This window comes from Pseudomonas sp. SIMBA_067 (assembly GCF_046534675.1).
Classification (GTDB): Bacteria; Pseudomonadota; Gammaproteobacteria; order Pseudomonadales; family Pseudomonadaceae; genus Aquipseudomonas; species Aquipseudomonas putida.
The window spans coordinates 74,675-95,109 of the sequence record NZ_JAWRYH010000017.1 but is presented as its reverse complement, the minus strand read 5'-3'; the positions used below and the strand labels follow the sequence as shown (position 1 = coordinate 95,109).

20 protein-coding genes are annotated in these 20,435 nt (G+C 60.1%); 17 read left to right on the top strand and 3 right to left on the bottom strand.

The window, feature by feature from the left end; translation table 11 throughout:
- Nucleotides 1–940: 940 nt before the first annotated feature.
- The 6 genes from SB765_RS26430 (at nt 941) to SB765_RS26405 (ending at nt 5,925) form a co-directional block, all read left to right on the top strand.
- Complete coding sequence (locus SB765_RS26430; RefSeq protein WP_410932176.1) at nt 941–1,819, top strand: hypothetical protein; 879 nt, start codon at nt 941–943, stop codon at nt 1,817–1,819.
- 88 nt (nt 1,820–1,907) lie between these two features.
- Nucleotides 1,908–2,762 (top strand): hypothetical protein, encoded by an 855-nt coding sequence (locus SB765_RS26425; protein WP_410932175.1) that lies wholly within the window; start codon nt 1,908–1,910, stop codon nt 2,760–2,762.
- Nucleotides 2,763–3,420: 658 nt separating this feature from the next.
- Complete coding sequence (locus SB765_RS26420) at nt 3,421–3,648, top strand: hypothetical protein (RefSeq protein WP_284365305.1); 228 nt, start codon at nt 3,421–3,423, stop codon at nt 3,646–3,648.
- 529 nt (nt 3,649–4,177) lie between these two features.
- Nucleotides 4,178–4,561 (top strand): hypothetical protein, encoded by a 384-nt coding sequence (locus SB765_RS26415; RefSeq protein WP_340622720.1) that lies wholly within the window; start codon nt 4,178–4,180, stop codon nt 4,559–4,561.
- Between the two features lie 521 nt (nt 4,562–5,082).
- Nucleotides 5,083–5,310 (top strand): hypothetical protein, encoded by a 228-nt coding sequence (locus SB765_RS26410; protein ID WP_049278030.1) that lies wholly within the window; start codon nt 5,083–5,085, stop codon nt 5,308–5,310.
- Between the two features lie 372 nt (nt 5,311–5,682).
- On the top strand, nt 5,683–5,925 hold the full coding sequence (locus SB765_RS26405) for a hypothetical protein (protein WP_016501565.1): 243 nt from the start codon (nt 5,683–5,685) through the stop codon (nt 5,923–5,925).
- Nucleotides 5,926–5,964: 39 nt separating this feature from the next.
- Here the strand turns inward: SB765_RS26405 and SB765_RS26400 are convergent, their stop codons facing one another.
- A complete protein-coding gene (locus SB765_RS26400; RefSeq protein WP_410932174.1) occupies nt 5,965–7,119 on the bottom strand; it encodes a helix-turn-helix transcriptional regulator in 1,155 nt (384 codons plus the stop codon).
- A gap of 53 nt (nt 7,120–7,172) precedes the next feature.
- Here SB765_RS26400 and SB765_RS26395 point away from each other — a divergent pair, with 53 nt between their 5' ends.
- The 3 genes from SB765_RS26395 to SB765_RS26385 all read left to right on the top strand — a co-directional run bounded on the left by SB765_RS26395 (nt 7,173) and on the right by SB765_RS26385 (nt 9,213).
- Nucleotides 7,173–7,541 carry a hypothetical protein gene (locus SB765_RS26395; RefSeq protein ID WP_410932173.1) on the top strand — a complete coding sequence of 123 codons (369 nt, stop codon included), beginning with the start codon at nt 7,173–7,175 and terminating at the stop codon, nt 7,539–7,541.
- 46 nt (nt 7,542–7,587) lie between these two features.
- Entirely contained in the window at nt 7,588–8,136 is a 549-nt protein-coding gene (locus SB765_RS26390) for a hypothetical protein (protein WP_410932172.1), read from the top strand.
- A 147-nt stretch (nt 8,137–8,283) separates the two neighbouring features.
- Nucleotides 8,284–9,213 (top strand): malate dehydrogenase, encoded by a 930-nt coding sequence (locus SB765_RS26385; protein WP_410932171.1) that lies wholly within the window; start codon nt 8,284–8,286, stop codon nt 9,211–9,213.
- Between the two features lie 104 nt (nt 9,214–9,317).
- Here SB765_RS26385 and SB765_RS26380 read toward each other — a convergent pair whose 3' ends face one another.
- Both SB765_RS26380 and SB765_RS26375 read right to left on the bottom strand, forming a co-directional pair.
- On the bottom strand, nt 9,318–10,139 hold the full coding sequence (locus tag SB765_RS26380; RefSeq protein WP_003247513.1) for an amino acid ABC transporter permease: 822 nt from the start codon (nt 10,137–10,139) through the stop codon (nt 9,318–9,320).
- On the bottom strand, nt 10,136–10,957 hold the full coding sequence (locus tag SB765_RS26375) for an ABC transporter substrate-binding protein (protein ID WP_410932170.1): 822 nt from the start codon (nt 10,955–10,957) through the stop codon (nt 10,136–10,138). The genes SB765_RS26380 and SB765_RS26375 overlap by 4 nt, the downstream gene beginning before the upstream one ends.
- A 118-nt stretch (nt 10,958–11,075) precedes the next feature.
- Between SB765_RS26375 and SB765_RS26370 the strand changes: the two genes are divergently transcribed.
- The 8 genes from SB765_RS26370 to SB765_RS26335 all read left to right on the top strand — a co-directional run bounded on the left by SB765_RS26370 (nt 11,076) and on the right by SB765_RS26335 (nt 20,431).
- On the top strand, nt 11,076–11,960 hold the full coding sequence (locus SB765_RS26370; RefSeq protein ID WP_410932169.1) for a homocysteine S-methyltransferase family protein: 885 nt from the start codon (nt 11,076–11,078) through the stop codon (nt 11,958–11,960).
- Between the two features lie 167 nt (nt 11,961–12,127).
- Nucleotides 12,128–13,399 carry a cystathionine gamma-synthase family protein gene (locus SB765_RS26365; protein ID WP_012051143.1) on the top strand — a complete coding sequence of 424 codons (1,272 nt, stop codon included), beginning with the start codon at nt 12,128–12,130 and terminating at the stop codon, nt 13,397–13,399.
- Between the two features lie 142 nt (nt 13,400–13,541).
- Complete coding sequence (locus SB765_RS26360) at nt 13,542–14,981, top strand: amino acid permease (RefSeq protein ID WP_010951918.1); 1,440 nt, start codon at nt 13,542–13,544, stop codon at nt 14,979–14,981.
- A gap of 45 nt (nt 14,982–15,026) precedes the next feature.
- Nucleotides 15,027–15,911, top strand: a complete 885-nt coding sequence (locus SB765_RS26355) for a LysR substrate-binding domain-containing protein (protein ID WP_014859427.1) — start codon at nt 15,027–15,029, stop codon at nt 15,909–15,911.
- A 24-nt stretch (nt 15,912–15,935) separates the two neighbouring features.
- Entirely contained in the window at nt 15,936–17,324 is a 1,389-nt protein-coding gene (locus tag SB765_RS26350; protein WP_410932168.1) for a threonine synthase, read from the top strand.
- On the top strand, nt 17,321–17,758 hold the full coding sequence (locus SB765_RS26345) for an Lrp/AsnC family transcriptional regulator (protein WP_010951921.1): 438 nt from the start codon (nt 17,321–17,323) through the stop codon (nt 17,756–17,758). Before SB765_RS26350 ends, SB765_RS26345 begins: the two co-directional genes overlap by 4 nt.
- 198 nt (nt 17,759–17,956) lie before the next feature.
- The gene (locus SB765_RS26340) at nt 17,957–19,000 is read left to right on the top strand and encodes a homoserine dehydrogenase (RefSeq protein WP_410932167.1); all 1,044 of its coding nucleotides are present in this window, start codon (nt 17,957–17,959) and stop codon (nt 18,998–19,000) included.
- Nucleotides 19,001–19,012: 12 nt separating this feature from the next.
- Nucleotides 19,013–20,431, top strand: coding sequence for an aldehyde dehydrogenase family protein (locus tag SB765_RS26335; RefSeq protein ID WP_410932166.1), 1,419 nt, complete (start codon nt 19,013–19,015; stop codon nt 20,429–20,431).
- The last annotated feature ends 4 nt before the right edge of the window (nt 20,432–20,435 follow it).

Genomic DNA, 20,435 nt, shown 5'->3' with positions numbered 1-20,435 from the left:
ATTCACACCGATGCCTAGATCCACGGGTGATTTCGAAAGACTTTTAACACCTACAAGGGCATGAAGGTCTGGGACTGAGTCCGGCAGCTATTGGCCGATCGCGGCCCCTCACGTACGGCAGCTATCGGCAGAAGCTTCAACACGTCCACGACGTCCGTGTCCACGGCCTGATAGGGCTAGCGTTTCTCTCATCGTCGAGTGGCTGCTGCCTCAAAGAATGGCCGACCGATGACTTATATGCTGTAACCGATGGCAATCACAAACAGCGTGGGAAAGCGAACCTACCAACGAGCGTGAACCTTTGCCTGATGCATGGTTAAGCCAGTAGCATCGGCTTCACGGCCTTGCCGAATCAACGGCAGCCAGCCGCGACCATTCCAATGAAGGTGGCTTCACCACCGTGGTGCTCTGATCCGATGATGGCGCATTATAGAAATGCTAGGGCCGAGGAATGAGCGGATTGAGAAGATGCCACGGTTCATTTCGACTAGTTGCTATTCCCACATCCGCCAGCGTACGTGAGCATCCGCAAGCGACCATATCGGCTGCGTAACACTGTTACACGCAACACTGAGCTGTTACACGCGCGTCACTGCAAACCGACAACCAAAAATATTGAGATAAATCAACGGTTTGCCTTGATTGATACACTTGCAACACCTGAAACCTCATTCAAATGCAACTATACATCCTACCCCCGCCCAGCCACTGGCAACACCTCCAGCGAGAACCGGTTCCTGACGCTTGGTGCTAGGCCCTGCTTGCATTTGGCCGGGGGGACCCTGAGCAAAACACTGAGATACGGGGCAGGAAACCCGCGTGATCTTGTTAGCGGAAGGTTTGGGAGCTTAGTGAACTGGTTCACCTGGTGAACACCCTCATACGAAGGTTCACTCGCCCTGTGGCGATGGCCCATAGTTTCTTGCAGTGATCCCGGCCCTTGGCCATCATCAAGCTTTTGATGCTTTGGGAGGGAGGAGTTATGCAGGATGCTGAGCTGACCGCTTTAGCGACGGTGCTGTTAGTCGCCGTAGGGGCTGCCCAAGTCAAGATTCTCTCAGGGCAGCGACAGCAGCAGAGGCTTGATTGGGCAGAGATGTACCGCAGTCGATGGATTGAACTTAGGGGTGATTGGGCGACGATTGTGTTTCTCGGGCGTAGGGTTAATGATTTTTACCAAGTCGCTCATCACGATCAGCTTCAGAAGCTCCGTGAAGAATCTCAAAGGCTTTCGGACGAAATCGCTTCTTCATGGGCTCAGGCGTCCGTTCGCAATGTATGTGGGATGCTGAGTGACCTCTGCACCAGGGTGCTGCAAGGCAACATCAAAATTCAGGACGTCTATCCAATTTTCGGTACAGAGCTGCTGAGGCAGGGTGCTCCTTTTCGTACCTTGTTAGACAACCGGTCTGAGCACCTTAAGTGCTATGGGTCTTTGGGGCCAACAGCAGAAGAGTCAAGGCATGACCGACTGCGCAGTGAAATCACAACCTGGTTGGTCTGTCACGATGGTATCCGTAGGCGGTGCCTGATCATGATTGATCTTCTGTGGGCTGAGGCCGCAAGACTTGAAGACTTACCACCCTATGAGCTGGTAGCAGCTGCGAACGCGAAGGCCAGCACGGGCGAGCTGAATCGAGCGAGGCTTCGTATTGAGACCATGAGGCTGGGCGGCTGGTCCACCTGGAGAAGATCACGTCGTCTCGCGAATTTTCTTCGTCACGCTGAATGGCGGCGCTTTCCTTGGTGCCGAGGCCTAAGGAAGAAAAGGATGAAAAAGCTCGATGACGAGTGGACGCAAAGATATCTCACCAGTTAGGTCTGGCTGACGCTCAACTGGCTGGAAGTCAGGTTTCCCGAGCTTTACCTATCACTTGTTTAGTTTGCACCGGCCAGAGGTAAGAGATGTGAGCAGACAAAGTGAGTCGCTTGTGGCGCTGCGGGCTGTAATCGAAGAGCAATTGAAGCTTCTAAACATCACGCTGTACGTAATGTCGGAAGGCCCTGTGCTCCTAGAAGGTCAATGGCTGGCATGTGTATTAGAGACTGACCAAGTACGTGCTGCTTCCGCAGTAGCCATGGGTGCTGGCCAGTCTCTCAATACGATCATCAAAAACGTGAACGAGCGGGGGCTCGCTGTCAGGGATCTGTTTCCAATTGCTAGGGGCGTTGTTGAAGGATTCGTGAATGCGGCATTTTTTATGACACAGCCGGTGGAGGTCGCCACAAGGGCTTTGGATCACAGGCTATACGCAGCCTGGAAGCATGATCACCGAGTGATCGGGACAGGGGATTTCATGTTCACGTTAGGGTCTATCCAAGACCCGAAAGCAACCGCAGCCAAGCTTTTTCCAGCGTTTTCTGGTCAAGGGAAAGGCTCTTGGACTTCTCTGGATACACCAGCAAAAATCAACCGGATCGGAAAAGTCGTTCGGGCGTCAGGGGGGGCACTTCTTGGCGCTTACGCTGGCATCTACGCGGCTTCATCGGAAATCATCCATGGATCAGTGTATGGAATGAGTTATTTCATGGGAATGCATGCTCGCGGTTCACAACGCGTGGACGACTTCCAGCATGGGACCACAGAACATATGATCGATATCCTGTCGGCTGTTTCCCACGGGATCAGTGGGTATCTCACTGCATTCGCCAACATTCATAGGTTTGGCCCTCTTGTCCTTGAGGAACACGAGCTTTTCAAGCGAATGTTCAGAGCAGCGACAGGGGATGAGTGGGTAGGTGGTGATCCTCCAACGGATTAGCATCTTATGATCCGGCTCATCGGTTCCTAGGATCATCACCATGTAACAGTGACGGGCAGATGGTTTCCTCTTTAGGGATACGTTTAGGGATACGGTTTGAGTCGTTCTCACCTATTGTCCAGCATTTACTGGATGTTAAGCCGTGTATTCGATTCCTGTCTCCGCAACAGACTCAGTTGGCCTTTTCCAGGCTGCTTAGCTTCATCTCGCCCATTGGCTGGCTTTTGCCTACAGTCTTTCGCGACCATTCGTACACCGCACAATCTTGCATTAGAATCCCCGCAGCGATACCGTACTCCAGTCGCGGCCAATTCCGCGACCGGGTTTGGCGACCCGAACGAAAAGGCGCATCGGCGCCCCCGACCACGATTGCAGGCGCTTTTTTTGCGTCCGCAGTTTCGTGTAATGGCGGCTGTGCGTGGGAGACCTTCGGGTCTGCCGAGTTCCTTTTCCTCGGTTCGCCAACCTGCGTACAGCTGCCACCCTAATCGTTTGGCGACGGTTAGCGTGGTGCTTCAATCGAAAAGGACCGCATGCATGTCAACCGCAAGCCCATCCATGATCCTCGCATCCGCTCTCCTCCGTCGTTCCTCGACGATCCTTAGCTACTTCAACGTCAGCCAATCCCGCTCCGTTTCCGTCCAATCGGAGGTACACCATGACTGACCAAGAACGCCTATCCACCATCCAAAGCTACGCCTGGACCCTCGAACTCCTAGGCGAGGCCTTGGTCCAGCACGATGAAATGCTGGAATGCGAACACAACCCGCAATTGAGCTTTCGCAACACGGCCGGTATCCATCAGGCAATTCGGATTATCAGCCGGCTGGCCAGTGAGCAGTGTGGGAAGGTGATGGAGCAGAACGGCCATGAGTTGGAGGGATAGGGGAGGTCGTTGATGAGTGGTGGGCCAGATGTCGGGGTGGCAACTGGCTCCTTCTGTTGAAGGCCGATGGTGGGTAATTCCTGCCAGGCCGGGGTATGGGGCTGCTGCGCAGCCCATCGCAGGCAAGCCAGCTCCCACACCGGCCGCATTGAACTCATGCCTTGTGTACTACCGGGGGTATGGGGTAGCAAGAGGCGGTCGTTTCCCCGTCATGGTCAAGAAAAGGAAATCACCCTGTCCAACCACCACTGGAATGACTGGGCCGGCGGGTTGACGCTAGTCCTTCAGGCAATCGTTTATATCCCGCTGCTTTACATCCTCCTGATGCCATGGCTTTGCCTGGCGCTGGTCAAGCTTGGGAGGATTCCTTTCTTGCCGGGGTTTTCCAGTCAATGGCCTCGACCGGGTGGCTGGTTGCTTCTGGGCTTGCGGGCCTGGTAGTACTGTTTGTTGTGGTTCGTAGCTTGCCCCGATGATTTACCGGTAGCTAGCTGCTCCCAGTTCCATCCAACATCGAGAATACATCGCTATGGAAAGCACTTTCGCCCAAGTCAAAGACCGGCTGCACAATCGTCGTTTTGCAGTCGCCAACAATTCCCAGGGCCTGTCTGGCACTGGCACGGTTTTCCATTACCAGGTCGATGGTGTTGCGATCACCAGCACCTACCAGGGTGGCCGGATTCGGACCGGCCATCAGGTGGGTCGAGTAACTGGCCCCGATACCATCGAGCTGCTTTACCACTGCATCACTAACGACGGCGAAATGCTCGCCGGTTGGTCACGTGGCAGGGTCATGGTCGATGATGCGGGGCGTACTACGCTCCATTTCGTATGGGGTTGGTTGTCGGGGGCTCAGGGTGGTGGGGAGTCAAACTACGTTGAAATCGAAGCGGCGGACGCTCTGATCAATTAAGCGAGGCTCGGTCATGAGCCCAGGCATGTAAGTAGAAATGCAGAAGTCGTCCGTATGGTTAGCAGCTGCTTCGGCGCCGTTCGTACATTATTCAGAGACGTTTCCTACAACTTCCATACTTGCCCGGCCAAGCAATATGAGGCTAAATCTCTGCGTCACGGTAAATCCCGTGACCGGGCGTAGGAACCCGTTGGTAAACTTGGCGCATGCACTAGGCGCCCCTGCACCACAGCTGGCGCCTTTTTTGTGTCTGCCGTGCTGTGTCATGGCGGCTGTGTGTGGGCAGGCTTCGGCCTGGCCGGGTTTCCAAGTTTCCCGGTATTCCTACCCCGCACACAGCTGCCACCCAATCCCGTAGGAAGGATCGTGGCAGCTCCAACTAAAACTTGGAGCCTCATGCATGCTTACCTCAAGTCCAAGCAGGACCCTCGCATCCGATCTCCTCCGTCGTTCCTCGACGACCCTCAGCTATTTCACCGTCAGCCAATCCCGCTTCGTCTCCGCCCAATCGGAGGCACGCCATGACTGACCAAGAACGCCTCTCCACCATCCAAAGCTACGCCTGGACCCTCGAACTGCTCGGCGAGGCCCTGGTCCAGCATGACGAAATGCTGGAATGCGAACACAACCCGCAACTCAGCTTCCGCAACACTGCCGGCATTCACCAAGCTATCCGGATCATCAGTCGATTGGCCAGTGAGCAGTGTGGGAAGGTGATGGAGCAGAGTGGTCAGGCCCCGGCTGATTAGGCTGGGCCTTTGCTGACTGGCGCTTCCTGCGCAGTGCGCCGCCGGCTAGCCGTTGAGCAGGCATCACGGTGGGTGGCACGGGCTGCGCCCGTGTTCGCGGGCTCGCCCGCTCCCACAGGGATCTTGTCAGGTCTCAGGAGTTGAGCGGGGCAGCTGTCGTACACCCGGTGTTTGGTGCGGAGGTATAGATTACTGGGGCTGCTTTGCAGCCCTTTCGCGACACAAGGCCGCTCCTGGAAATGACCACTTTGGGGCGGGTTGGGGATATGTTTACAGGCATGGTAAATGGGGCTCATGCCTTGTGTACTACCGGGGGTATGGGGTACCAAGAGGCGGATGACTCCCCGTCACGTTCAAGATAAGGAAATCACCATGTCCAACCACCACTGGAATGACTGGGCCGGCGGATTGACGCTAGTCCTTCAGGCAATCGTTTATATCCCGCTGCTTTACATCCTCCTGATGCCATGGCTTTGCCTGGCGCTGGTCAAGCTTGGGAGGGTTCCTTTCTTCCCGGGGTTTTTCCAGGCAATGGCCTCGACCGGGTGGCTGGTTGCTTCTGGGCTTGTGGGCCTGGTAGTACTGTTTGTTGTGGTTCGTCCCTTGGTCCGTTGATTTACCGGCACGAGGAAGGTGCTTTTGGAACCGTGTTGTTCACTGTTCGTAAGTCTTCAGGGCGAGGGTAAGCATTTCATGAATGTGCGCCCGCAAGGCAAGCGGCTCCAGCACCTCGATGTCGGCAGCATTTGCCATCAGGAACAACCGTAGCCCCTGGGTGTCGCGAACCTTGCAGGTCAGCAGCCATTTGTCGCCGTCCTGCAACAGCTTCTGGTTTTTATCCAGCGGGTTTTCAGCAAGGCGGTTGTACAGGTTCTGGCTAAGCCGAAGGCGGGTTTTTTGGGCAGGGGAGTGGATGGTCACCAGGTCTGTCTGGGCGTCGTCTGCGTGAATGTCGTAACCCTCCGGGTCGTCGATAATCCGCTTGCCCGGCTCTACCTTGGTAATCCTGTGCAGCATCAGCGCGCAGAGTGTATTGGGCCCGTTGCTGCTGTACTTGCCTCGTGGCACGTCGGGCGCGGGTGCCTTACCCAGCCACTGCTCTTCGGTGACATAGGCAGACAGGTAGATATTGGAATCCTGGTGGGACAGGCCCAGTGGTTTGAGCTGGTAGACACACTCGACCCCGTCGGCATTACGCGGGCGGTACCAGACCTCAAGGGCTTCGTTATCGAGGATGGCCATCTGTATCTGCTTGAGGTGTTGGGCTTTGTACTTGCCCGGCTGTAGCTGGGTAAACCGCGTTCCTGAAGTAATACGCTTGGTGAAGTTCAGCTTGCGCTCAGCGCCGTCCTGCATCACCAGTTCCGTATAGTCGCGCAAGCCCTTCAACTCATCGGTGGCTGATTGCAGGCCGAACCGCTCGGCGTGCTGGAAAACCGCCCAGAGTGACATGGCGTCTGTAGGTGAAAGCACTAGCGAGTGGCTTCGGCCCACCGCAAACCAGACCAACTTTCGTTTGTCTGCAGGGTCCGTTAGCGACTTCACGTAGTCCAGTTCCTCAAGCACCTTCAAATCCCTGATGGTGGTTTTTTCGTGCTGGTCGTCACTGTCATCCCCATGGCGCCGAACCCACACAACCATCCTCGCGTGCACGTCGGCGGTGGAGAGTGGCTCACCCGCTGCATGAAGAATTTGGCGCAAATAGTCGCGGCGATGGGCACGATTGATCATTTTGTTTGAATCCGGACAGAAACTGTCCCTATTGGAGTTCAATATGGCCCTCGTTGGCAAGGCAACGACCTTGACCACGGTATTCCCGCGCCCTGCGTCGAGGGTGCAGCAGAGATAAAGAGGGCATCGCGATGAGCGACATCGAGAAGGTGAAGGCACTGATTGTTCAACACGCAGCCGACGGCATCAGTGCTCCGGAACTGTTCCTGCGGCTAATGCCGCAGGGTGCCCACCTGGCGGGAATTGAAATTCAGATGACCCTGTTCGCACTCCAGGAAGAGGGCCGTCTTTGCGGCCAGGAAGTAGAAGGCCAATGGTGGTACACGAGCATTGATCAGAACGACCCTGCCAGCGCAGCGCCGGAATACAGCCCTCAGTTTGCAGAACGCATCATTGCTGCGTCCTGTGGAGCGTTTCAAGAGATCGACGCAGACGATCTGATCAAACAACTTGATGACATGATCGCTCAAGCGCGACGTGGCCAAACCGATACCCAGTAAGCGCCTGTCACCGGGCAACTGTCAGCCAACCAAGGAAGTACACACTATGGTCAGCACTGATGTGACCTCTGCCATTATCAACGCCAAGCCTGGCATCCAGAAATACCTGGCCCTGATGGACCAAGTGGACACGGTGGATGTTTCGACCGACGCAGTGTTCCAGCGCATGTACAACGGGTTTTACCGCGTGCAGCGGCGTGAACGCTCCTGGTATGGCGCCTACTACCAGTTGATGCAGCAAATGAAGGCCGCGCAGCCTACGTTTGGCGACGTGCTCGATCATATGTACGAAGCCACCGGCCGTTACGAGCCTTCGTTCTCCAGCAAGCTGGTTGCGACGTTGAACCCTGGCAAACCGGTCTGGGATATTCATGTGCTGCGCAACATCAACCAGAAGGCGCCGGCCTACTATTCGCGCAAAAAAATCGAGGACGCCAAGGGCTGCTACGCAAAGATGGAAGACTGGTACCAGGCCTTCCTCGCATCCAGCCAGGGCGCCAGCTGGGTTGACCAGTTCAACCAACTGACCCCAGAGCACAACAAGCTGACCGACCTGAAGAAAGTGGATTTCATCCTCTGGCAGATGCGCGGTTAATACACCGTTTGAACCCTGGGCAGGGCAGGCCAGTGTCCCGTTAGTTGCCGGCCATCAGCCTTTGGGTGGCCTTTTCGCCTCGGCGGGTAATACTTCTCTGTATATGCAGGCGTGTTCCTGGTGGCGCGCGCCGCTGGGAGGTGTCAGGTGAACAAGCTAACAATCGTGGGCGCCGGCTTGGTCGGCGAGGCAGCGGCGCAGATCATCGCGCGGGAGGAGTTGTGCCGTGAGCTGGTGCTGATGGACGTACAGGGCGAGCTGGCGCAGGGCAAGGCGCTGGACGTGTGGCAGGCAGCCGTGGAATCAGGCTCCGATACCCGGGTTTACGGCGGGGGCAAAGCCGACATGCTGGACGGCTCCGAGCTGGTGGTAATTACCGCAGGCGTGCCGCGCAAGCCCGGCCAGTCGCGCCAGGATGTACTGAGCATCAACCTGCCAATCCTCGACAGCATCATGGCCGACATCAAGCACCATGCGCCGGCAGCCACGGTGCTGGTGGTGTCCAACCCGGTCGACGTGCTCACCTACCGCGCCTGGAGCGTCAGCGGCCTTGGGCGGGACAAGGTGTTCGGGCAAGCGGGGGTGCTGGATACCGCGCGCATGAAGTGTTTCATCGCCGAACAAACCGGGTTTTCTGCCCGGGATATCACCGCGCTGGTGCTGGGCGGCCATGGCGACAGCATGGTGCCGCTGATGCGCTACTGCCAGATCGGCTCGGTGCCGCTGTCGCACTTCCTGTCCAGCGAGCAGATCGAACAGATTGTCGAGCGCACCCGTAAGGGCGGCGGTGAGATTCTGGGGTTGAAGAAGACGGGGAGCGCCTGCGATGCCCCGGGCGTGGCCATTGCGCAGATGGTCGATGCGATCGCCAATGGGCGGAACCGTATTTTGCCGGCGGTGGCGATTCTCGAGGGCGAGTATGGGCGAACGGATATCGCCATGGGTGTGCCCTGCGTACTGGCAGAGAAGGGGCTTGAGCGGATTATCGAGTTGCCGCTGGATGCGCAGGAACAGGCGATGTTCGACCACTCTGCAGACCAAGTGGTGAGGGATATTGCCGAGATGAAAGCTTTGTGAGCAGCAAAGCGGCTTCAGTTAACGCAGTAGATGCGGGAGCGCCCTGGTGGCGCTCCTGCGCGTCGTGCCTGCGTAGATGATTTCGCAGGCGCCGTGTGCAGCCCTCAGCGCTGATAAGCCTTGCCAAAATGCCGTTCCAGCCGCGCCTGCAGCAGTTCCAGCAGTATCGACAGCACCCAGTAGATCACGGCGGCGGTGGTCAGCATTTCCAGGTAGCGATAGCTCGAACGCCCATACGACTGCGCCAGAAACATCACCTCCCAAACCCCCATCACGGAAATCAGCGACGAGTCCTTGAGCATCGAGATGAACTGGTTGGCGGTGGGCGGAATGATCACCCGCATGGCCTGGGGCAGGATGATGTGGCAGAAGATCTGCGGCGTGCGCATGCCCAGCGCCAATGCTGCTTCACGTTGCCCACGGGCCACGCCGAGGATGCCGGCGCGGAAGATCTCGCTCAGGTAGGCCCCGTAGTTCAGCGACAAGGCAATGATGCCGGCGCTGATGGCGCCGGGTACCAGGCCCACCTGCGGCAGCCCCAGGTAGATCAGCAGAATCTGGATCAGCAGCGGCGTGCCACGGAAGAACGAGGTGTAGAAGCTGGCCACACCCACCAACACCGCGCTGTTGGATAACCGTGCCAGCGCGGCGGCAAAGCCGAGCAGCACGGATACCACCATCGAGCACAGGCACAGGAACAGGGTCAGTGCGGCGCCTTGCAGAAAACCATTGGGCCCCAGCTTGAAACCGGCCAGGTTGGGAAACTTCTCCAGAATGATGGCGAACTTCAGGTCAAAGCTGAGGAAGAAGGCGACAAACAGCCCGAACAGCGCCAGCCAGGTCAGCAGTAACCGGGTGCGAAAGCCGAACAGGCCGGCGCCCGCAGGCTTTGCCACGGGCTTGGGGGAGGGGGGGAAGGTGCTCATTTGCTGATGTCGGCGCCAATCCATTTCTGCGACAGCTTGGCCAAGGTGCCATCAGCCTTCAGCTCGGCGAACACCTGGCGTACCTTGGCATCCCACTCAGGGTCGCCTTTTTCGATGGCTACCGCGTTGGGCTCTTCATACAGCGGCGCGCCGGCCAGCTTGAAGCGCTTGTCTTGCTGCAGGCGCGGCTGCGCGGTCACCAGGTTGGTAATGATGGCGTCCAGGCGCACGCCAGTGCCCAGGCCCAAGTCCTGGAAGGCGACGTTGTCAGTGTCGTAGGGCGCAGCCTGCACGAAGTCGAACGGGTAGTCGATCTTCTGGTCTTCCTTGCCTTCAATGACCAGGTTCTTGTTCAGGTAGCTTTCGTAGCTCGATGCACTGATCGAACCCACCTTGAGGCCTTCCAGGTCTTTGGCGCCATGGATGCGCTCATCCGAGGCATTGACCACGATCACGGCGGGCGATGCGTAGTACTCCACGGGGAAGTCGAACACCTCGGCGCGCGCCTTGCTTGGGGTCATCGAGCAAATGCAGATGTCGTAGCGCCCGCTCCAACGGCCAGCGGCAATCACGTCCCAGGACGGTGTTTCCAGGCGCAGTTTGACGCCGAGCTTGTCGGCCACTGCCTTGGCCACGTCCACGTCGTAACCGTCGAGCTGGTTGTGGTCATTGAGGAAGGAAAACGGCGGGTAGCTTTCCATCAGCACGTTGACCATTTCCTTGCGCGATTCAACCCGCTCCAACGTGGCGCCAGCAAAGGCTTGGGTGGCAGTTGCGAGCAGTACAAGGCCCGCACCCAGCAGAGAAGAAAATCGCATGTACATACCTGATATGTTGGGCAAATGGGTGATAGGGTATTTAATAGTTATAACCCTAATCCCCATAATGAATTTTATTCATAAGAACCTTCAGAGAAGTTATATGGCAGAGCGAACGATGGTAATTCTGGACGGTGGTATGGGCCGAGAGCTGCAGCGCAGCGGTGCACCGTTTCGCCAGCCCGAGTGGTCGGCGCTGGCGCTGAGCGAGGCGCCGGAGGCGGTCGTGGGCGTGCATGCAGCCTTCATCGATGCGGGTGCGCAGGTCATCACCAGCAACAGCTATGCGGTAGTACCATTCCACATCGGTGAAGAACGCTTTGCCGCCGAAGGGCGACAGCTGGCCCATATCGCAGGCCAGCTTGCGCGGCACGCGGCAGATAGCGGCGCGCACCCGGTCAGGGTGGCGGGTTCGTTGCCGCCGCTGTTCGGGTCCTACCGCCCCGACCTGTTCCAGCCCGAGCGTGTGGCAGAGGTGCTGACCCCGCTGCTCCAGGGCCTGGCCCCGCATGTTGACCTGTGGCTGGCCGAAACCCAGAGCTCTGTGGCCGAAGTGCGGGCCATTCGTAGCCATTTGCCGGCAGACGGCAGGCCGTTCTGGGTGTCCTTCACCCTGCAGGACGAGGACGTCGACGAGGTTCCGCGCCTGCGCTCCGGTGAACCGGTGGCCGACGCCATCGAAGCCGCAGTCAGCCTGGGGGTGGCTGCGGTGTTGTTCAACTGCAGCCAGCCGGAGGTGATCGGCGCCGCCATCGATGTCGCGCGCTCGGTCATCGAGCGACACAACGCCGAGATTGCCATCGGTGCCTATGCCAACGCCTTCCCGCCGCAGCCTAAAGAAGCCACTGCCAACGATGGCCTGGACGAACTGCGCGAAGACCTCGATCCGCCGGGTTACCTGGCATGGGCCAAGGACTGGCGTGCGCGTGGTGCCAGCATGGTCGGCGGTTGCTGTGGCATCGGCCCGGAGCATATCGCCGAGCTGAAGCGCAACCTGGCCTAAGCGCCCACGTGGCCGGGCGGCTTTTGCAGCGCCCGGTCCGCAGCCATTAAAAAAAACGCCAGTCAGACCCGGATTCCATCGTTTTTCAGGCCCCCGCCATCTCCCTATAGTCCGCTCAAGGCCGATGCTGCATCGGAGTACACAACTCAGCTGGGCGGGAACCGGATATGAACAACAACGAAAAATTCGAGGGCAATGCTGCGGCCGGTGTGGGGACGCGGGTCGTGTGGAGCGGGGAGCAGGTACAGCACCCGTACAACGCCACGCAGACCCCGATCGTGGTCAGCGCCGCTTATGGCTATAACGATATCGATGCCTGGTACGACGTGGCGCAGGGCAAGCAGCCGGGCTTCATCTACAGCCGCATGAGCAACCCCACGGTCGCCACGCTGGAAGCAAAACTGGCCGAGCTGGAGCAAGCCGAGTCGGCAGTCGCGTTCAGCAGCGGCATGGCGGCCATCAGTGCCGTGCTGCATACCTTCCTGTCCAACGGCAAACGCGTGGTGTCGACCCGCGACAGCTATGGCGGCACCAACAAGATCTTCGAAGAGTTCCTGCCGCGCATGGGGGTGCAAGTGTGCCTGTGCGATACCTTGGACACTGAAGCGCTGGAGCGCGAGATTGCCGCCGGTTGCGACCTGCTGTACCTGGAAACCCCCACCAACCCGACGCTGAAGGTGCTGGACATTCGTCGGCTGAGCGCCGCTGCGCACAAGGTGGGGGCGCTGGTGGTGGCCGACAACACCTTTGCCACGCCACTGAACCAGAACCCGCTGGCGCTGGGCGTTGATGTAGTGGTGCACAGCGCAACCAAGTTTCTGTCCGGGCATGGTGACGTGCTGGGTGGGGTGGTGTGCGGCGCGGAGGCGTTGATGGCTCAGGTGCGGCACTACCGGGAAATCAACGGTGCGGCGCTGGACCCGTTCTCGGCCTACCTGATCATCCGCGGTATCAAGACCCTGGCAGTGCGCCTGCGCCAGCAGCAAGCCAGTGCCATGGCGTTGGCCCTTTACCTGAGCACCGAGCCGCTGGTTGAAGCTGTCAACTACCCAGGTTTGCCGGCGCATGCCGGGCATGCCATTGCCAAGGCGCAAATGCGCGGGTTTGGCGCCATTGTCAGCTTCGTGCTGAAGGGCGGCATGCCGACCGTGGCCCGTTTGCTGCCGCGGCTGAAGTATGCCCATCGGGCCGGCAACCTCGGCGCGGTAGAAACCATCTATGGCCCGGCGCGCACCACCAGCCATGTCGAGAACACTTTGGAAGAGCGCCTGGCGCTGGGCATTTCCGAAGGGCTGGTGCGCATTTCAGTGGGCATCGAGGAGACCGATGACCTGCTGGCGGACTTGGCACAGGCCTGTGCATCGGTGCGTGAGGAACTGGCCGTTGCAAAGGAATTGCACGCTGACGCAGACGCCTGCCAGCGCCCGGTGCAGGCCTGAGGCTGGCGCGTAGCACTCACCCGTGCGGTGGGTGCCACTTCATGAAGTCGAACAAAAACAATATGCAAGGCAACTCGATTCGCTCTGCCAAGACGAGGTCGTTGCTACGTCCTTGCCCGCCAACTTTCATGAGTAACCCACAATGTCCGTGCAGACAACCACAACTAGAAATGCCTCGGCGCATACCTTCAAGCAGGATATGCAAACCCGCCACATCGTCATGCTGGCACTGGGCGGTGTGATAGGCACCGGCCTGTTTCTCACGTCGGGCTACACCGTTAACCAGGCCGGCCCGTTGGGCGCGGTTATCGCCTACATACTCGGCGCAATCATGGTGTACCTGGTCATGATGTGCCTGGGCGAGCTGGCGGTACACATGCCGGAAGTCGGCTCGTTCAGCAGTTATGCCACGCGTTACCTCGGCCCGGGTACCGGCTACATGGTGGCCTGGATGTACTGGCTGACCTGGACGGTGGCCATCGGCTCCGAATTCACCGCTGCGGGCATCCTGATGGTGCGCTGGTTCCCCGACACGCCGGTATGGATGTGGAGTGCGCTGTTCGGCGCTGCGGTGTTCATCAGCAATATCATTTCGGTGCGATCGTTCGCCGAAACCGAATTCTGGTTGTCACTGGTCAAGGTGTTGGCCGTCATCGCCTTTCTGGTGGTGGGCGGCGGAGCCATTCTGGGTGGCTTCGAGATCCAGCAGGCGCACAGTGCAGGGCTGGGCAATTTTACCCGTGAAGGGTTGTTCCCCACCGGTTTCTGGTCAATTGCCATGACCCTGCTGGCAGTGGCCTTCGCGTTCTCGGGTACCGAGCTGATCGGCATCGCTGCCGGCGAAACCAAAGACCCGGAAAAGAACGTGCCCAAGGCCATTCGCACCACGGTGCTGCGCCTGGCGCTGTTCTTCATCGGCACCATCTTTGTGCTGGCCACCTTGCTGCCGCGTGAACAGGCCGGGGTTATTGAAAGCCCGTTCGTGATGGTCTTTGCGATGATTGGTATCCCGTATGCGGCCGATATCATGAACTTCGTCATCATCACCGCGCTGCTGTCTGCCGCCAACTCCGGCCTCTACGCCGCTTCGCGCATGCTCTGGACCCTCAGCGACCAAGGCAACATGCCCCGCCGTTACGCCACGCTCTCGCGCCGCGGCACCCCCTTCAATGCGATCGTGCTGAGCATGGCTGGCGGCATGGCTTCGCTGTTGAGCAGTGTGTTTGCCCCCGACACCATCTACCTGGCGCTGGTGTCGATTTCAGGGTTGGCCGTGGTGGTGGTGTGGATCAGCATCGCGGCGAGCCAAATCGCATTCCGCCGTCATTACATCGCCAGCGGCGGCAAGCTCGAGGACCTCAAGTTCCGGGTGCGTGGCTATCCGTTCGTACCACTGGGGGCCATATTCTGCTGCGTACTGGCCTGCGTCGGCATTGCCTTCGACCCTGCTCAGCGGGTTGCCTTGTACTTCGGCTTGCCCTTCATTGCCTGGTGCTACCTGGCCTACTGGCTGACGTGCAAGTACCGCAGCCGCCGTACGGCCCCGCTGGAAATCGTCGCCCCAGGTTCCGAGGCCGCCTGAGCAGGTGATACTAGGCCACCGGAACCTAGCCACGAGAAGCCGCCGATGACCCAGAAAACTTTGCCCCCCCTGAACTGGCTGAGAGCCTTCGAAGTGTCGGCGCGTTACTTGAACTTCACCCATGCGGCAGAAGAGCTGCACCTTACCCAAGGGGCGGTGAGCCAACAGATTCGTCACCTGGAAAGCCAATTGGGTGTGGCGCTGTTCAAGCGCCTGCCGCGCGGGCTGGGGCTGACCGAAGAAGGGCAGTCCTACCTGCCGGTGGTGCAGGACGCCATCAGCCGCCTTGCGGTCGGCACCAATGAAATCTTCGGGCAACGCCAACGTCGGCCCCTGAAAGTACGGGGCAGCCTGTCGTTCCTGCACTTCTGGCTGGCCCCGCGGCTGGCCGACTTTCGGCGTTCGCACCCGCAGGTGGACATCCGCTACATCAGCAACCTGTGGGTCAAGGAGCTGGATGCCGAAGATGATCTGGAAATCCGCTGGGGCAGCGGGCAGTGGGCCGGGGTAGAGGCGCAGCGCCTGACCCGCGACATGCTGGTGCCGGTGTGCGCACCCGCGCTGCTGGCCGGTTGCCCGCTGCGCGACCCGCGCGACCTGGCCCGTGTGCCGTTGCTGCATGTGCTGGGTTACGAGGAGGGGTGGGGCTACTGGCTGGAGCGGGTCGGCGCCGATCAGGTCGACTCTTCCAGTGGTCTGCAGTTCGACACGCTGGTGTCGACCCTGCGCATGGCGGAGCTGGGGCTCGGGGTGGCGCTGGCACGCTCGTCGCTGGTCGAGGACCTGCTGCAGGAGGGGCGGCTGGTCGCTCCCTTTGCCCAGCGTATCGAGGCAAGCGAGTCGTTTTTCCTGGTACGCGGCCTGGGTGAAGCATTGTCCCCCGATGCCCAGGCGTTCAGCCATTGGCTGGTGGCCATGGCGCATCGTTAATTTACGTAGCTATCTGGAGCACCGATGCAGTACACATCCACGCGCGGCAACGAGACACGGGTCGATTTCCGCACGGCATTGCTTTCTGGCCTGGCCGACGATGGCGGGCTTTATGTGCCCATCTCGGTGCCGGTGTTCAGCCCACAGGAAATTGCCAGCTGGTCGTGGTTGCCCTTCGACGAACTGGCCTGGCGGGTAATGGCACCGTTTGTCGGCGATACCCTCGACGAGCCTACCCTCAGGGCGCTGGTCAGCGACAGCTATCGCGGGTTCCGCCACCGCGGCATTGCGCCGTTGCAGCAGCTTGGCCATAACGAATGGATCCTGCAGCTTTTCCATGGGCCTACCCGGTCCTCCAAGGACTTTGCCGCGCAGTTGCAGGCGCGTTTTGTCCGGCACTTTCTGGGGGCGGAGTGCGAGCGGGTCATGCTGGTCGGTGCCAGCAACGGCGATACCGCAGTAGCGGCTATCGAAGCGTTGCGGCATTGCCCTGCAGCAGGCTTGCTGGCGCTATACCCCAGCGCAGGCACGCCCGCCGACCGTGCTGCAGTGATGCGCAGCGCCGCGTCTGACAGCGTGAGCTGCGTGGCCGTGGATGGCAGCTTTGACGATTGCCAGTCGCTGGTGTCGGCGCTGCTGCGTGATTGGCCATGCCCCGGGCTGATTCCGGTCAGCTTCAACTCCACCAACTGGGTCGGTGTGCTGGCGCAGATCGTGTTCTATTTCCATGCAGCGCTGCAGCTCGGTGGCGGAATACGCCCGGTCGGGTTCAGCATCCCCACGGCCAGTTTTGCCGAGATCTACGCAGGGTTCATTGCCCAGAAAATGGGCCTGCCGATCAACCAGATCATCGTCTCCACCAACCGCAACGATGCCTTGCACCGGTTCATCCACTGCAACCGCTACAGCCGTGGCTCAACCAGCCAGACCTTGTCACCGGTCATGGACTTTTCGCTGTTCTCCAACCTGGAGCGCTTCGTCTGGGAACTGTATGACCGCGATGGTGGGGCGACCCGGGCACTGATGGAGCACTTCGAGGCGTGTGGCGAGCTGAGCATCGGCAACCGCCAGTGGTTGCATGCGCGCATGCTGTTCGACTCCTATGCCGTGGACGACGTGCTGATTCGCGAAGAAATTGTCACGCTGTTCCACGAAACGGGCAGCGCAGTAGACCCCCATGCCGCGACAGGGGTATTCGCCGGGCGCCTGCACCGGCGCAACATCGGTGCGCCCATCGTTACGCTGGGGCAGTTTGCCCCCGAAAAGTCTGCCGGGCTGCTGGCGGAGCTGGGGGCCTGGCACGGTGAGGTGCCGGCCGGCGCGGTCGGCACAGCGGGTGATGGGCCGCTGTTGGCACCTGACGACCTGGCCGGTGTTCATGCCTTGTTAACCCGGTTGCAGGCTGGGCGATGAAGCGCATCCTCGATCCCCTGGACGAGCGCATTCTCGCCGAGCTCACCGCCAATGCGCGTATTGCCCACGCCGAGTTGGGGTTGAAGGTGAACCTGTCGCGCAATGCGGTACGCCAGCGCATCGAGCGCCTGGAGCGCGACGGCGCCATTCAGGGTTATACCCTGCGCATCGGTGAGGGCAGACGGCCGGCGTCGTTGATCAACGCGGTGATCTTCGTCTACCGCTATGACCGCATGCGCGGTGAGGCGGTACTCGATGCACTGCGCCAGATCCCCGAGGTGATCCAGTGTGAAGTGCTCAGCGGCGAGTTCGACCTGATGTTGCGCGTCGAGGCCTCCAGCCCGGAGCGGGTGCATCATGTGTGGAAGGAAATCGCTGCAATGCCCGGGGTGGAGAACACGGTGACTTCGTTCGTCCTGGCTGCGGTGGTCTGAACCGCGTCTTTGCATTGGCTAGCACAACGCCGCCTGGGTTCGCGCCCAGGCGGCGTTGTGCGTTTTGCCCCGGCGCAGGTGCGCGCTTTGCACTGGCCAAATTGGCCAATAAATACAGCGGATTGCCATATTCAACTGGCAGTGCACGGCTCTTACGCTAGTCCTCATCGACCCACTGCCTGAGCAGGACAGCAAACCATGACCGAATACAAAATTGCACTCGTTGGCTTTGGTGGCGTTAACCGCGCTCTTGCCCAACTGATCGCCGAACGCAATGCGCGCTGGCAGCAAGAGTTGGGCTTTGGCCTGAAAATCGTTGGTGTCACCGACTTGTTCCTGGGGTCGGTGATCGACCACGACGGCCTGGATGCCGCCATGCTGGCCGCGCTGCCGGCCCAGAAGGGCGCGCTGGCGCAAATCCCTCAAGGTTCGGCCGAGGCGTTCAATGAGGCGGTGATCAAGCAATCAGGCGCCGACATCATCGCCGAGGCCACATTCACCAACCCCAAGGACGGTGAGCCGGCAGCAACCTTCTGCCGCTGGGCGCTGGAGGCGGGCAAGCACGTGGTCACCACCAACAAGGGGCCGATTGCCTTGCATGCCCAGGCGCTCAAGGCCTTGGCCCAGGCCAACAATGTGTCGTTCGAATACGAAGGCGCCGTAATGAGCGGCACACCGGTGCTGCGCATGGCGCGCCAGACCCTGGCGGGCGCGGGCCTAGTGGGTTTCGAGGGCATTCTCAACGGGACTTCGAACTATGTGCTAACGCGCATGGAGGAAGGGCTTGGCTTCGACGAGGCGGTGGCCCAGGCACAAGCGCTTGGCTTTGCCGAGGCTGACCCGACCGCCGATGTGGAAGGCCATGACGTACGCCTGAAGGTGGTGATCCTCGCCAATGAGTTGCTCGGCGCCTGTCTGCAGGTGGGTGATGTGGCGTGCAGCGGTATCAGTGCCATCGACAGCGCGGCTATCGAGCGGGCACGGGCGGCGGGCGAGCGTTGGAAGCTGATCGGCAGTGCCCGCCGTGAGGCCGATGGCTCGGTGCGAGCCAGCGTCGAAGCGAAGCTGCTGCCTGGCCATCACCCCTTGGCAGGTATTTCAGGCGCCACCAATGCGCTGGCGTTCGACACCGAGTTGCTGGGGGCTGTAACCGTGTCCGGCCCGGGGGCGGGGCGCATCGAAACGGCTTTTGCCCTGCTTTCGGACATCATCGCCATTCACACGGCCGGCCATTCGGCCTGAGGAGCAACGTTCATGAGCCTGACTTCCGTTTCCCGGGCGCTTGTTCAGCAACCCGCCTTGATCGATGTGTACAACCCCTTCGATGGCAGCCTGGTCGGCAGCGTCGACAATCTCGGGGCAGAAGCGGTGCCTGCCTTGCTCGCCCGTGCCCGTCAGGGTGTGCGTGAAAGTGCGGCGCTGCCCCGGCACCGCCGGGCACACATTCTTGAACACGCCGCTCAGCTCATTGAACGGGATGCGGCAGACTTTGCCGGCCTGATCGTCGATGAAGCGGGCAAGACCCTGCGGCAGGCCGAAAAAGAGGTCAAACGCTGCATCAACACGCTCAAGCTGTCTGCAGAAGAGGCGCGGCGCAACGCCGGTGAGGTGGTGCCTTTCGATGCCTATGAAGGCTCCGAATCGCGTCAGGGCTGGTTCACCCGCGAGCCGTTGGGGCTGATCCTTGCCATCACGCCTTACAACGACCCGCTCAACCTGGTGGCGCACAAGCTGGGGCCAGCACTTGCAGGGGGCAATGCAGTCATTCTGAAACCCTCGGAACTGGCCCCTCTTTCTGCCCTGAAACTGGTGCAGTACCTGGTGGATGCAGGGTTGCCGGAGGCCGTCGTCACCGTAGCCACAGGGGGCGCCGAACTGGGCAAGGCGCTGGTGGCCGTGCGTGAGGTGCGCATGGTTTCCTTTACGGGCGGTTTCGCGACGGGCGAACAGATTGCGCACGGGGCTGGCTTGAAAAAGCTTGCCATGGACCTTGGCGGCAACGCCCCGGTGCTGGTGCTCAAGGACTGCGACCTTGAAGCCACGGTCGAGTCGTGTGTGTCGGGCGCGTTCTGGGCGGCCGGGCAGAACTGCATCGGCACCCAGCGCATTCTCGTAGATGCCTCGATCTACGAGGCGTTTCGTGCACGCTTCGTGGCATTGACCCAGGCGATGGTCTGGGGCGATCCGGGCCGGCGCGAAACCGATATGGGGCCGATGATCACCGAAGCGGCTGCACGGCAGATCGAAGCACGCGTCAACCAGGCGCTTGAGGGCGGTGCCCGCCTGCTCTGCGGCCACCAGCGTCAGGGGGCGGTCTATGCGCCGACAGTGCTCGAAAGCGTTGACCCCGTCAGCCGGCTGTGGCTTGAGGAGGTTTTCGCACCGGTGGTGATGCTGGCGCCTTTCGAGACTGTCGAGCAGGCGATAGCGCTGGCCAATGCCCCGGAGTACAGCTTGCATGCCGGTGTGTTCACCCGCGACCTGTCGCTGGCGTTGAACCTGGCCCGGCGTATCGAGGCCGGCGGTGTAATGATCAACGACTCTTCCGACTACCGCTTCGATGCCATGCCATTTGGTGGGGCCAAGTATGGGAGTCTTGGGCGTGAGGGGGTGCGGTTTGCCTACGAGGACATGACCCAACCCAAAGTCGTCTGCTTCAACCAGATGGGTTGAGGGG

Bases quoted from the DNA above. Each gene is read 5' to 3' on its own strand.
- SB765_RS26420 (WP_284365305.1), top strand. From the start codon at position 3,421: ATGACTGACCAAGAACGCCTATCCACCATCCAAAGCTACGCCTGGACC.
- SB765_RS26415 (WP_340622720.1), top strand. From the start codon at position 4,178: ATGGAAAGCACTTTCGCCCAAGTCAAAGACCGGCTGCACAATCGTCGT.
- SB765_RS26410 (WP_049278030.1), top strand. From the start codon at position 5,083: ATGACTGACCAAGAACGCCTCTCCACCATCCAAAGCTACGCCTGGACC.
- SB765_RS26405 (WP_016501565.1), top strand. From the start codon at position 5,683: ATGTCCAACCACCACTGGAATGACTGGGCCGGCGGATTGACGCTAGTC.
- SB765_RS26395 (WP_410932173.1), top strand. From the start codon at position 7,173: ATGAGCGACATCGAGAAGGTGAAGGCACTGATTGTTCAACACGCAGCC.
- SB765_RS26390 (WP_410932172.1), top strand. From the start codon at position 7,588: ATGGTCAGCACTGATGTGACCTCTGCCATTATCAACGCCAAGCCTGGC.
- SB765_RS26380 (WP_003247513.1), bottom strand. From the start codon at position 10,139: ATGAGCACCTTCCCCCCCTCCCCCAAGCCCGTGGCAAAGCCTGCGGGC.
- SB765_RS26375 (WP_410932170.1), bottom strand. From the start codon at position 10,957: ATGCGATTTTCTTCTCTGCTGGGTGCGGGCCTTGTACTGCTCGCAACT.
- SB765_RS26370 (WP_410932169.1), top strand. From the start codon at position 11,076: ATGGTAATTCTGGACGGTGGTATGGGCCGAGAGCTGCAGCGCAGCGGT.
- SB765_RS26365 (WP_012051143.1), top strand. From the start codon at position 12,128: ATGAACAACAACGAAAAATTCGAGGGCAATGCTGCGGCCGGTGTGGGG.
- SB765_RS26360 (WP_010951918.1), top strand. From the start codon at position 13,542: ATGTCCGTGCAGACAACCACAACTAGAAATGCCTCGGCGCATACCTTC.
- SB765_RS26355 (WP_014859427.1), top strand. From the start codon at position 15,027: ATGACCCAGAAAACTTTGCCCCCCCTGAACTGGCTGAGAGCCTTCGAA.
- SB765_RS26350 (WP_410932168.1), top strand. From the start codon at position 15,936: ATGCAGTACACATCCACGCGCGGCAACGAGACACGGGTCGATTTCCGC.
- SB765_RS26345 (WP_010951921.1), top strand. From the start codon at position 17,321: ATGAAGCGCATCCTCGATCCCCTGGACGAGCGCATTCTCGCCGAGCTC.
- SB765_RS26340 (WP_410932167.1), top strand. From the start codon at position 17,957: ATGACCGAATACAAAATTGCACTCGTTGGCTTTGGTGGCGTTAACCGC.
- SB765_RS26335 (WP_410932166.1), top strand. From the start codon at position 19,013: ATGAGCCTGACTTCCGTTTCCCGGGCGCTTGTTCAGCAACCCGCCTTG.